The organism is Nonlabens sp. (assembly GCF_965660805.1).
Taxonomy (GTDB): domain Bacteria; phylum Bacteroidota; class Bacteroidia; order Flavobacteriales; family Flavobacteriaceae; genus Nonlabens.
In genome coordinates, this window is sequence record NZ_CBFIBE010000050.1 from 1 (window position 1) to 12,696 (window position 12,696).

The window sequence follows — 12,696 nt, forward strand, 5'->3', positions numbered from 1 at the left end:
CAAAATAAGAATACGGCATTAGAAACATAAATTGGTATAAGAACAATTATTGATAAACTTCATGATTTAAAAACTCCTTAACTTTGAATTCATGGAAGTGAACATACACCAAAGCTGGAAAAACGTGCTACAACCGCAGTTTTATAGTAGTTATTTTAATGAGTTAATGTCTTTTGTGACAGAAGAGTATGAGACTCATCATTGCTATCCACCAGCGAGTAAAATCTTTGCGGCTTTTGATGCCGCACCGTTAGATCAGGTTAAAGTGGTTATTATAGGACAAGATCCTTATCACGGTCCTGGTCAGGCAAACGGTTTGTGTTTTTCAGTTGCAGATGGAGTTGCCCATCCACCATCGTTAAAAAATATTTTTAAAGAAATAGAAACAGACATAGGTTTGCCCATTCCAGAAAGTGGTAACCTCCTAAGATGGGCACAACAAGGAGTTCTACTGTTAAACGCTGTACTTACAGTAAGAAATGCTGAAGCTGGCTCACATGCTAAAAAAGGCTGGGAAACATTTACAGACGCTACCATAAAAATCATTTCTGAAGAACGAGAAAATGTCATATTCCTTCTTTGGGGTGGCTTTGCAAAGGGAAAAGTAAAATTAATCGATACAAAAAAGCATCATATTTTAACTAGTGGACATCCATCACCGTTAAGCGCTAATCGCGGTTACTGGTTTGGGAATAAACATTTTTCTAAAGTGAATGAGTTGCTGGCTGGAATGGGAAAAGATAAGATAAACTGGTGATGAGCCATAACTTAAATGAATCACCACTTATGGTTCATCATTTTCTTCCTCAGCTTGTGGTAAGTCATATATTAATTCTTCAAGCGACACTTCTCGATCTATAATACCTACGGCACTAAACTCTTCATTAATTTTATCTACGGTAGATTTCCATAACTGGTCATCACTAAACTCTGTGCGCAGCAACCATTGTTGAACATCTCCTACTTGTAAGTCATAATGAGAGGCAATAGTACGGTCTATAGAAGGGATTTGTTTAAAATCTGCCGTATAACGATTAATAATAGCAAGCATTTTTACAAGAGCTTCTTCCTTCTCTGCAATACAATCTTGCGTGGCAGCAATGACAAAACTAGGCCATGGTGTTGCTATGGTTTCTAGTCTTTTAAAGATTCCTTGATCCACTATGGGTTGTGTCATGTAACGTTCCCATAAAAAAAGTTGAGCTTTATTATTAGAAAGTGCTTCTACAGCTCCTTCTAATGTGTTTACGAGCTCAAAATCTATATCCTGGGTATCCCAACCATATTTTTTAGCAAGTAAGAAACTCATTAAATGAGAGCCACTGCCGTATCTACTTATAGCAATTTTTGCTTCTTCTAATTGTCTCGTGTTTTCAGCCTCAATATTCCCAGGAGCATGAACACCCCATAATAGTGGAGAAGCCACATAAACCTGAAGGATACGAGATTCATTTCCAGCAATAATGTCTTTTACGATACCATCTGTAAGGATACAAGCTACATCTAGTTCTTTATTGCGCAATAATTTACTCATGCGTCCTGTTCCCTCAGGAACATCTTCCCACTGCAAATCGATGCCTTCTTTTTCAAAAGCACCATCTTCTATAGCAAAATGCCATGGAAGATTGAAATGTTCTGGAACACCACCTATTTTAATTGTAACCATACATATTATAAGTGTAACAAATATAAAGTACTTAGTATTAAATTATGTGTAATACTCAGATACGAATTTAACTTTTAATCAATCGTTCTAGCGCAAATTCAATCAATTCTTCAACGGTATCCTGTGGCTGTACAGAAAATGTTCCCGTTGCGCGATTAGCAAGTATAGCATTTAAAGAAACCGCTCTATGACCTAATAGATCGGCCATGGCATATATTCCAGCGGTTTCCATTTCTAAGTTAGTTAATTTTTCTCCATTAAAATTAAAATCCTCGATGCTAGAATTTAATTGATCGTGTGCTGGATGGAGTCGCAACTGACGGCTTTGTGGTCCATAGAATCCCACGTTTGTAATCGTATTTCCTTTAATTACTTGTGGATCCTGGAACTTCTTAGCAAGTGTTGAATCGCAAGCCACTACATAAGGTCTAGCTGCTAGAGTAGAAAGTTGAAGTTGTTCTTGTATCGCTTTTGCAAAAGCAGAGTCACCACCATCATTTTCATACCAGTGAAATAAGGAGTCAAAACCGATACCACGTTTAGAAAGCAAAAATGAATCAACTGGAATATGTGCTTGCACCGCTCCAGAAGTTCCTATGCGGATGATGTCTAATTGCGTTAAATTACTTTTAATCTCACGAGATTTAAAATCTATATTTACTAGGGCATCCAGTTCATTGAGGACTATATCAATATTATCAGTCCCTATTCCTGTAGAAATAACACTAATGCGCTTGCCGTCTAGTGTTCCCGTGTGTGTATGAAATTCTCTCTTTGCCATACGGTGTTCTATATGGTCAAAATGTTTTGAAATCGTTTCAACACGATCTGGATCACCTACGGTAATTATGGTTTGCGCTAGTTGATGCGGTTGTAAATTCAGGTGGTAGATACTACCATCTTCATTTAATATAAGTTCTGATGGGGCTAGTGCCATATTAAAAAGTCATAGCAATTACTGAGATTTCTACGTTCACGTATTTAGGTAAATTTGCAACTTCTACTGTTTCTCTTGCTGGCGCGGTCTCCTCATTAAAGTAACTTCCATAAACTTCATTTACAGTAGCAAAATTTCCCATATCACTTAAAAAAATAGATGATTTAATGACGTTTTCAAAGGTCATATCTACCTGTTTTAAAAGGCTTTCTAAGTGTAGCATCACTAAGTTAGTTTCTTCTTTAAGGTTATCTATTTTAAGAACACCAGTCGCTGGATCTATGGCAATTTGTCCACTGGTATAAAGTGTTTTTTGATGTGGAGTATCTACTAAAACAGCTTGGTTATAAGGACCTATAGGGCTAGGAGCAAGGTCTGTGTAAATGATTTTTTTCATGATATAAAGATAAAATTAAAAACAAACCTAGACCTTAACTTAGACCTAAATATTCAACAGTGTATGTTTTACAAAAATCTATTACAACCTAGTTGAATTGATAAAGTCATCTAGAACTGAGGATCTGGTTGTTTTCTTTGATCCCATTTGATATCGCTCAGTGCTCCAGACTTGATACCTATAAAGAAGAACCAGCTGTTTTGTGGTCCTATAGGAGTCCAGTTAAAACTTAATCTCCAGCTTTCAAGATCACGGTTAAATCGCAATGTGGTAAAGGAAACACCTTTATTTGCAAAATCATATCCTGTATTACCACCTACGCTCCAGCGAGGTGATAGTTCTACATCTCCAGAGACCATTAAGGATTGTCTATTGATTTCGTTTTGTCGCTGCGCATTATTATAGGTCATGGTATAAGCAAAGTTCAAGTTCCACGGGATCTTAAAACGATAGCGTTTCTCATCTATATTCACATTTTCTTCTTCAGGTTCTTGATCAAAGGTTGTGCTGTCAGCAAAATCTACTGAGGCACCAAAGAGATCATCCTCGCGACCACCATTTTGTAAATTACGGTTGTCTAATGGATCTTTTTGATCCTTGTCATCGTCTTTTTTACCTTTTTCAAAATCGGTATTACTTAATCTAAAATTAAATCGTGCACCTGCACGAGTAAGTCTAAAAAGGCTACCACCGTTATTAATATTAAATCGATCTATGCGCTGGTTATTATTATCAAGTGCATATGGATCTAGATTTGCGTCTATATTTAGATCTATATTTTTAAATATAGGTATCACTCCTCGTAATTGAACTGGACTCCAGTTCAGGGAATCACCTGCTAGATTATAAGCCGTATTCACGTTAAAAGATTTTAAGAGGGAAATCTTTTTAAGTTCTGTTTTTGTAGAATCTCGGTCTCGTACTTTGGCCTCGAGAGTATTCTGTATCCCTATACCTATATTACTTGAATATACACGTCCTGGTGCGTTAAATAGAGTTCCTTCAAAACGGCTGTAAAAGCGTTCTTCTTCTAGCACATCTAGACCTTGCTCATCTAGTAATCGCTCGTAATACTGGTCAAAACTAGGATTCACATTATAAGTTACACTAGGTCTCATAACATGCCTTATGGCTTGTATTTTTGATTCTTTATTACTTGATTTCCAGTTCCCATAGACAGTGGTTCCTATACTGGCTCCATAGTTATAAGTACGATAGGAATCAAAACCCTGAACGCTATCTCTCACAACATTAAAACCGCCATTACCATTATCTTCTAATCGCTGATCATAGGTTTCAAAAACCCAAGACTCATCATAACTGGCATTTAATCCTACAGAGAAGTAGTTTGCTATTTTAAAATTTGTAGAAATAGGAATAGAGTGACGTAATCCAGAAATAGCACCGTCAAACATTTTTCCCGTTAGAAAATCATCATCATTTGTAGTAATACGATTTTCTCCTCTTAAATTATATTGTAAATTAATGTTTTGCAATGCGCCTTTCTTAGCACCTTCCTTAGGTGCAAAAGGAAACATTCTAGAAACACTGGCTTGTAAAGTAGGTAGCGTGAGGTTAACTACGTTAGTATTTGTGTTTTGATTATGAGAGATCGTGGTCGTAATATTTACTTGTGGTTCTCCTTGGAAAGTTTTTGCATAAGAAATAGAAGAACTTAAGTTATTGACTAGAGTAGCACTTTGATTTACTTGATTAAAAGATTGTCTAAAAAACTGACTACTACCTAGGTTTACACTTGCACTAAAACGGCTATTAGGATTACTTTTAGCATCCTGGCTATGCTGCCAGTTAATGTTATATCGGTTAGTTTGCTGGAAATCTGAAAAACCTCGCTCACTTTGAATTTGGTTCTCATATAAAAAACGGAAACCACCACTAAAGGCATAGCGCTTTCTATAACTGCTTTCTATTCTCGTACCCCAACTACCATTAGTAAAATAATCTCCTATAATAGTAAGATCTAGATAATCATTTACCGCAAAGTAATAACCACCATTTTGTAAAAAATAACCTTGATTGTTATTATTACCAAAAGAAGGAACTATCACACCACTTTTGCGCTCTGTAGTCATGGGGAAATAAGCAAACGGTAACCCGATAGGAGTAGGAACATCGGCTATGTACATGTTCACTAATCCGGTAACGATTTTCTTTTTAGGTACAAATTTTATTCTACGCGCCAGAAAATAGTAATCTGGATTATCAGGATCTTTAGAGGTCGTGAAAATGGCACGTTTCATAAAATATACGGAGTCGTTTACTCTTTTAGTAACCTCAGCTTTTACATTAAATTCTCCTTGTGCGGTTACAGAGTTGTAAGTAAGTGCTTTGCGGCTGTTTTTATTAAAAATAATCGAGTCAGGTTTAACGATGTTAGAACCTTGAGTAAACACAGGTTTTTGAGTATAAACGCCTGCTGTATCTACTACACCATAAGCAAAAACATCTCCAGTATTCAGGTTAACGATTATTTTTCCAGCCTCAAGAGTGATATCGCCATATTCTATTCTTGCCTCATTATACAAGGTCATGGTATTTTTAATGCGATCTATTTCTTTGTAATCTTTTGCGATGGAGACTAGTTTATACTCCAGTGTGTTTTTCTTTTTAGTAGAATCTTTTCTTTTAAGGCGTGCAAGAGAATCCACAGGTAGCGTAATAGAATCTTTCTGTACCAGCTCAGGAACTGGTTTTTTATCAGAATTTTGAGTCGTTTCTTTGGCTGGAATTGCTGTGCTAGTAGGAGGCAGCTCTTGCGCCTCACTAGTAAGGCTAGCTGTTAAGAAAACTATTAATAAAATGATGATCTTATTCAAGTAATGCAATCTACAGTAAACTATATTCGTTATCAGAAATGGTCTGGTTTTTGAAACTTCAAAACTACGTATAATTTTTATGCGTTTTATAGAATTACGCTTTCGCGAAAGCGTATTTATCAAAAGCACCTTAACACTTATGAACACTGTAATGAAAACGTATATACTTTTAATTATTGCATTAATCAGCTTTCCTGTTATAAATCAGGCGATTACTCCTGTAGATTCTACTGGCGTAATGAATAAAAAGTTCACCATAGTACTCGATGCAGGACACGGCGGAAACGATCCTGGCAAGAAAGTAGGTGCCGTTAATGAAAAAGATATAGCGCTTAAAGTGGTAAAAAAAGTAGGAGCATTATTAGAAAAACGAGGTGATGTTAAGGTAGTTTACACGCGCACCACAGATAAGTTTTTAGAACTGCATGAGCGTGCTTCTATCGCAAATAAAGCAAAAGCAGACCTTTTTGTATCTGTTCACTGTAACGCTGCCGCAAATAAAAACGCTAAAGGGAATGAAACATGGATTCTAGGTCTGCACCGCAGTGATGATAATTTAGAAGTAGTACAGCGAGAAAATGCCGTTATTTTACTAGAAGATAATTATGAAGAGAAGTATGCCGGTTTTGACCCTAATGATCCTTCATCTTTTGCAGCTAGTTTATTATCTCAAGAGGATTTTCTGGATAATAGCATAGAAATGGCGGCAAATGTACAGAAGCAGCTTGAAAAATCTTTAAAACGTAAGAATCGTGGTGTAAAACAGGCCGGATTTGCTGTGCTTAGATTATCTTATATGCCTAGTGTTCTTATAGAAACTGGATTTATTACAAATAAAGAAGAACGCGAATTTCTAAATAGTAACGCTGGACAGTATAAAGTATCACAATCTATTTTTAAAGCAATTCTTGAATACCAAAGCACTAGGGATATTAATCTTTTTGAAGTAGCACCAGTAGAGGTTCCTATGGAAAAAGATGATTCTTCTCAAGTAATTAATCCTGTAGGTTCTAAGAACCTTTATTATAAAGTTCAAATTGCTGCTAGCTCTAATTACCTCGCTGCCAAATCATATAATTTTAATAAACTACCGAATATATCTAGAGAACAATCGGGTAATATATATCGCTATTTCTCTGGAAAATTAAAGGACTTAAAGGCTGCTCAGAAACTTCAAAAAAGAGCAAAACAGGCTGGTTATAAAGGAGCTTTTATAGTAGTTGTAGAAAATGGCGTGAATAAGCGTTTATAATGTGTTGCTATTTATGTTGCGATTAAGCTACAAAATAGAAAGCTTTAATTAAATTTGTCAAAACCCTTAATCTGTGAAACTTTCTAAAGAAATTAAAGTAGGTATCCTTACCGTTGTTGCTATAGCACTATTTATTTTTGGTTATTCCTATTTAAAAGGTAGTAACCTTTTAGAAGATAATCGCGTGTACTATGCGGTTTATGATAATGTGGAAGGACTTACTAAATCTGCTCCAGTAACCGTTAATGGTTTAAAAGTAGGGAATGTAGATGACATAAACTTCCTAGATGAAAATGGAAGGCTGATTGTTAAGTTTCATGTAAATGGTGATTTTGAGTTCTCTAAGGAAAGTATGGCTAGTGTTTATAGTACGAGTCTCATAGGAGGAAAAGCGCTTGCTATTGTTCCTAATTTTGAATCTACCGGACCAGTGGCAAAATCTGGCGATACGCTTTCTTCTAAGATAGATCTAGGAATACAAGGTGAAGTAATGGATCAATTCATCCCATTAAAAGATAAGATTGAACACATGGTCGTTAGTGCTGATAGTGTTCTACTTGCGGTAAATAGCACCTTAAATCCACAAGCTAGAGAAAACATCAATAAATCACTAAGTGAGTTGAACCAAACCCTAGTAGAATTTAAAACCCTTTCTAGAAAAGCAAATGGTTTTATCACCAGTAATGAAGAAAGCCTAGGAAGAACACTTAAAAACTTAGATACGACTACTGAGAATTTTGCTAAAATCTCAGATACACTAGCTCAAGTTCAAATCGCTGGAACGGTTCAAGAATTAGAAAATACCATAGGTAAGTTTAATACTGTACTAGATAAAGTAAATAATGGAGAAGGCTCGCTAGGTAAATTAATGACTGATGACCAACTCTATGTAAATCTAGAAAGAGCCACAGAACAAGCAGCAGATCTACTTCAGGATATGAAGTTAAATCCTAAGCGATATGTACATTTTTCTGTTTTTGGAAAAAAACCGGGAGAATATAAAGAACCAGAAGACCCAACTAAATAATTAAATACATGGAGTACATTCCACAAATCATTTTTGCACTTTTACTTGTAGTCGGTATAGGATACTTTGCGAGTAACATCCGTAAGATGATACGTAATATCAAATTAGGACGAGAGGTAGATCGTTCAGATAACAAAAAAGAACGATGGGCTCAAATGGCGCGTATCGCCTTAGGACAATCTAAAATGGTGCGTAGACCAGTTGCTGGTTTCTTACACATTGTAGTTTATGTAGGTTTTGTAATCATTAATATAGAGGTGCTAGAAATCATCATAGATGGATTGTTAGGTACGCATCGCATATTTGCTCCATACCTAGGTGGTGTTTATGATTTCCTAATAGGAACTTTTGAAATTTTAGCCTTATTGGTATTGATCACAGTAGTTGCTTTCTGGATCAGAAGAAATGCTATGAACATCAAGCGATTCACTATGGGTGAATTAAAAGGCTGGCCTAAAAATGATGCTAATTATATCCTTTACTTTGAGGTAGTATTAATGAGTTTATTTCTTATTATGAATGCTACAGACTTTATACTGCAAACTCGTGGTGTAGAAGGATATGCACATGCAGGAGAAATTTTAGGATCCTTTCCCGTATCACAATTTGTCGCCATTCCATTTGAAACCATGGCAGATTCAGCGTTAATCATTATAGAAAGAGCAGCGTGGTGGTTACATATTATAGGGATCTTAATTTTCTTAAATTACTTATACTGGTCTAAGCACTTGCATATCATGCTAGCGTTTCCTAATGTCTATTTTGCAAAGCTTACTCCTAAAGGTCAGTTTACTAACATGGAGGCCGTTACTAAAGAAGTGAAACTTATGATGGATCCAGACGCTGATCCATTTGCCGCACCAGATCCAGCTGCTGTAGAAGAAGACCCAGCAACACTAGGAGCTAGTGATATTTTTGATCTAGATCGAGTCCAATTATTGAATGCTTACACTTGTACAGAGTGTGGTCGTTGTACCTCAGAATGTCCAGCAAATATTACAGGCAAGAAATTAAGTCCGCGTGCGATAATGATGAAAACTAGAGATCGTCTAGAAGAAGTAGGAGCGGTGATTAATAAAGAAGGTACATGGAAAGATGATGGTAAAACGCTATTAAACGATCATATCACGACCGAAGAGTTGTGGGCATGTACTTCCTGTAACGCCTGTGTAGAGGCTTGTCCTATAGGAATAGATCCATTAAGTATTATCATGGATATGAGAAGGTATCTTGTACTTGAAAACAGTGCAGCACCTACAGATTTGAATAACGCATTAACTAATATAGAGAACAACGGTGCACCATGGCCTTATAACCAGCAAGACCGTTTAAACTGGGCAGACGAATTTTAATATGAAAAAAGACAATCAATTTCACGAAGCAAAAAATGATGATGGTTCACTCGCCAGTCCTGTACTGGCAGGTGGAGTGAAAAACTATCTCATCGATATAGATGGAACCATTACAGATGATGTTCCTAATGAAGAGCCAGAACGTATGGCAACCTGTTTACCATTTCCAGATGCGTTAAAAACATTAAATGAATGGTATGATGATGGTCATGTCATTTGTTTCTTCACATCACGCACAGAGGAACATCGCGAGGTAACAGAAAACTGGTTGAATAAACACGGTTTTAAGTACCACAGTTTGTTAATGGGAAAACCACGTGGTGGTAACTACCACTGGATCGATAATCACATGGTACGTGCCACTCGATATAAAGGGAAATTTACCCATCTTGTTGAAGAAGAAGTGACTATAGAAGTATTTAAGAAGTAATAAAGCAGGATTTTTTCTGCTTTCGCGAAAGCGTAATTAAATAAATTGAAGTCTAAGTAATTAGATTTTAAGCTAAGCAAAATTCAAAAATCAATATCGAGCGAAAGTCGAGATATGGTTTTAATGAATTATTTAATTTCTGAATTCTATATATGGAATTCATAATGAGAAAAACTATGAGTGAATTGATAAAAGTACCTACTGCGGCTGAGTTTATAGCTCAAGGCAAAACTCCAGAAGTATTGTTTTGGGTAGGATGTAGTGGAAGTTTTGACGACCGTTCTAAGAAAATCACCAAAGCATTTGTAAAGCTCTTAAACAAAGCAGGCGTAGAGTTTGCCGTTCTAGGAGCTGAAGAAAGTTGTACAGGCGATCCTGCAAAAAGAGCAGGAAATGAGTTTTTGTTTCAAATGCAAGCCATGATGAACATAGAAGTTCTAAATGGTTATGAGATCAAGAAAATCGTAACAGCCTGTCCGCACTGCTTTAATACTTTAAAAAATGAATATCCAGAACTAGGTGGTAACTATGAAGTCATTCACCACACATCATTCCTTAAAGATTTAATTGCAAATGAAAAGTTGACCATATCTGGCGGGAAATTTAAAGGTAAAAAAATCACTTATCACGATCCATGTTATCTAGGCAGAGCAAATGAGATCTATGAAGCACCACGCGATCTTATAGAAAAACTTGATGCCGCGCTGGTAGAAATGAAACGCAGTAAGCGCAACGGTTTATGTTGTGGTGCTGGTGGCGCACAAATGTTTAAAGAACCAGAACCAGGTAATAAGGATATTAATATAGAACGCACTGATGAAGCACTCGATACTGGTGCTGAGGTGATTGCAGCAGCTTGTCCGTTTTGTAATACCATGATGAGCGACGGTATTAAAGCTGCCGAAAAAGAAGGAAAAGTAGAAGTGCTAGACATCGCAGAGATGATCGCCAGTGCCGAAGATTTATAGTATGAACAACGAGCCATCAAAGATTCTGTGGAAAAACAGAATAGGTCTAGGACTCATTTCTGGTTTGACTTATGCTGGTATTATGGCGGCTTTTGACTATGCTAGCGATTTGCCATTTCACGAGGTAAAGTTTGTGTTTAGTACCTTAGTTTTTGGTACTTTTATGGCGCTAGCTACAAAATGGATGGTGAAGAAAAAGAAAAAATAGCCTTTTATTATTAATACGTATATTTTAAATATAGAAACGGTTCAAGTGCAAACTTGAACCGTTATTTTCACACCATTTTTCCTGTAATTTTTATTTATTTATTGTAGAGCTCCATACCACTCATTGAACTTTTGACTCATTTGTTTTGGGTGACTTTCTGTTAAAAAGTGTTTCCCTTTTCCTAGATAAATATAGGTTGCATTCTTAAAATTTTCTTTGGCATATTCAACTGCCTTTTTTCTATTTACCAACCCTTTTTTTGCATAGAAGTATAAGATTGGGATTTGTGTTTCCTTCATTCCGTTGGAAATCGTGTCTAACAATGTAGCAAATTCGCTTTCTCCTTTGCCTTTGGTATAGGATAAGACTGCTGGGTCAGGACCATTAGTAATGGCATAGCGTCTTTCTTTTTCGTCCCAAGGTTCTGTATAATATTTATAGGCTTCCTTTGGCAATTTTCTGCCTGTACAAAAGTTCACCGCTAATTTTTTACCTGCAAAATTTCGTTTTACCATCCATTTTTCGTTTCCTTTTTGAGTTCGTGTTATTCGCATAAATGCTTTAAAACTAAAAGGCAATTGGTTATACATAACTTCCGCTGGCATAAACGGTGCTTCAAAAAGTGCCATTGCTTTTACATTTTGAGGCGCTCTAATCGCATAGAGCATACCAACAATAGAACCAAGGTCTTGAATAAAAAGGGTAACATTTTTAAGCTGCTTCGCTTCAATGAAATCAGTCAGCATTTTATACTGCACTTCTACTGAAACGTTTCGGTCTATTGGAAAACTGGATTTACCAAAACCTAGAAAATCGAGCGCAATTACTTTCTTGTTACTGTCTATATTAGGAATAATATTTCACCATAAATACGCATTAGCAGGTAACCCATGTAATAGTAAAATTGGGTCGCCTTCTCCCGATTCCACATAGTGTACGGTGTCCGTTCCTAAATTTATGAATTTAGATTCAAAAGGAAAACCTGCCGAAATATCCTTTTCATTTTTAGTTTTCTTCCCTGAATATACGTCTTGAACCTTTGCTTTATTGAATTGAAAAAGGCTCAATATGACAAGTAGGATTGTCGATGTTTTAATGTTCATTTTAATTCTTTTTAAGGTTTTTGAAAAGTCGTATAAAAATGTAGATATGACTTAAAAAAGTGACCAAACCGTAGGTTATAAATAATAACCAAATAAAGCCAAGGCTATGATTGTAAAGCTCTAAACCGAAAAATTGAGGAAAAGCGGTAATCAAATCTCCAAACCCTACGATATTGAAAATCCAAACCAATGGAATGGCAAAACTCCATTTGTTTTTCAAAGCAATGGCGGCTATGATTGCTAAAATGGCTGTTGAAAAATCTAAAAGTCCTACTGTGGTTAAAAATTCAGTAGGAAAGCCGTCATAAAATTGCTCTTTTGCCATAAATGATAAACCCAAATATCTAAAGGTGTTTAGGAATACAAATGGTAAAAGCGCTTCTTTGATGTAGAGTTTGGCTACTTTAGGTTGAATCCAATATTTGAAACCTAAAATAATTGCTATCGTGCCTGTTATGGCTTGTAAGTTGATAATTGTAAAATTGTCCATTTTGTTGTTTTTATTGATTTAATGTTAAT

Annotated in this window: 13 protein-coding genes; 7 read left to right on the forward strand and 6 right to left on the reverse strand. The window is 36.0% G+C overall.

Going from position 1 to position 12,696, the window contains the following annotated elements:
- The first annotated feature begins 91 nt into the window (after window positions 1-91).
- Complete coding sequence (locus ACTF48_RS09970; protein ID WP_438963010.1) at window positions 92-757, forward strand: uracil-DNA glycosylase; 666 nt, start codon at window positions 92-94, stop codon at window positions 755-757.
- Between the two features lie 27 nt (window positions 758-784).
- Here ACTF48_RS09970 and ACTF48_RS09975 read toward each other — a convergent pair whose 3' ends face one another.
- The 4 genes from ACTF48_RS09975 to ACTF48_RS09990 form a co-directional block, all read right to left on the reverse strand.
- Window positions 785-1,666 carry a substrate-binding domain-containing protein gene (locus ACTF48_RS09975; RefSeq protein WP_438963011.1) on the reverse strand — a complete coding sequence of 294 codons (882 nt, stop codon included), beginning with the start codon at window positions 1,664-1,666 and terminating at the stop codon, window positions 785-787.
- A gap of 67 nt (window positions 1,667-1,733) precedes the next feature.
- Window positions 1,734-2,603, reverse strand: coding sequence for a nucleoside phosphorylase (locus ACTF48_RS09980; protein WP_438963012.1), 870 nt, complete (start codon window positions 2,601-2,603; stop codon window positions 1,734-1,736).
- A gap of 1 nt (window position 2,604) precedes the next feature.
- The gene (locus tag ACTF48_RS09985; protein ID WP_438963013.1) at window positions 2,605-3,000 is read right to left on the reverse strand and encodes a Rid family detoxifying hydrolase; all 396 of its coding nucleotides are present in this window, start codon (window positions 2,998-3,000) and stop codon (window positions 2,605-2,607) included.
- Window positions 3,001-3,110: 110 nt separating this feature from the next.
- Window positions 3,111-5,966 carry a putative LPS assembly protein LptD gene (locus ACTF48_RS09990; RefSeq protein ID WP_438963014.1) on the reverse strand — a complete coding sequence of 952 codons (2,856 nt, stop codon included), beginning with the start codon at window positions 5,964-5,966 and terminating at the stop codon, window positions 3,111-3,113.
- A gap of 22 nt (window positions 5,967-5,988) precedes the next feature.
- On the opposite strand from ACTF48_RS09990, the gene ACTF48_RS09995 reads away from it, so the two are divergent.
- The 6 genes from ACTF48_RS09995 (at window position 5,989) to ACTF48_RS10020 (ending at window position 11,074) form a co-directional block, all read left to right on the forward strand.
- Window positions 5,989-7,089: an N-acetylmuramoyl-L-alanine amidase gene (locus ACTF48_RS09995; RefSeq protein WP_438963015.1), complete on the forward strand. Its 1,101-nt coding sequence runs from the start codon at window positions 5,989-5,991 to the stop codon at window positions 7,087-7,089.
- Between the two features lie 73 nt (window positions 7,090-7,162).
- The gene (locus ACTF48_RS10000) at window positions 7,163-8,116 is read left to right on the forward strand and encodes an MlaD family protein (RefSeq protein WP_438963016.1); all 954 of its coding nucleotides are present in this window, start codon (window positions 7,163-7,165) and stop codon (window positions 8,114-8,116) included.
- Between the two features lie 8 nt (window positions 8,117-8,124).
- Window positions 8,125-9,468, forward strand: coding sequence for a 4Fe-4S dicluster domain-containing protein (locus ACTF48_RS10005; protein WP_438963017.1), 1,344 nt, complete (start codon window positions 8,125-8,127; stop codon window positions 9,466-9,468).
- A gap of 1 nt (window position 9,469) precedes the next feature.
- Window positions 9,470-9,898: an LNS2 domain-containing protein gene (locus ACTF48_RS10010; RefSeq protein WP_438963018.1), complete on the forward strand. Its 429-nt coding sequence runs from the start codon at window positions 9,470-9,472 to the stop codon at window positions 9,896-9,898.
- Between the two features lie 176 nt (window positions 9,899-10,074).
- The gene (locus ACTF48_RS10015; RefSeq protein ID WP_438963019.1) at window positions 10,075-10,866 is read left to right on the forward strand and encodes a (Fe-S)-binding protein; all 792 of its coding nucleotides are present in this window, start codon (window positions 10,075-10,077) and stop codon (window positions 10,864-10,866) included.
- A 1-nt stretch (window position 10,867) separates the two neighbouring features.
- Window positions 10,868-11,074 (forward strand): hypothetical protein, encoded by a 207-nt coding sequence (locus ACTF48_RS10020; protein WP_438963020.1) that lies wholly within the window; start codon window positions 10,868-10,870, stop codon window positions 11,072-11,074.
- A gap of 98 nt (window positions 11,075-11,172) precedes the next feature.
- Here ACTF48_RS10020 and ACTF48_RS10025 read toward each other — a convergent pair whose 3' ends face one another.
- Both ACTF48_RS10025 and ACTF48_RS10030 read right to left on the reverse strand, forming a co-directional pair.
- Window positions 11,173-11,931 (reverse strand): alpha/beta fold hydrolase, encoded by a 759-nt coding sequence (locus ACTF48_RS10025; RefSeq protein WP_438963022.1) that lies wholly within the window; start codon window positions 11,929-11,931, stop codon window positions 11,173-11,175.
- A gap of 247 nt (window positions 11,932-12,178) precedes the next feature.
- A complete protein-coding gene (locus ACTF48_RS10030; RefSeq protein ID WP_438963021.1) occupies window positions 12,179-12,667 on the reverse strand; it encodes a hypothetical protein in 489 nt (162 codons plus the stop codon).
- Window positions 12,668-12,696: the final 29 nt, after the last annotated feature.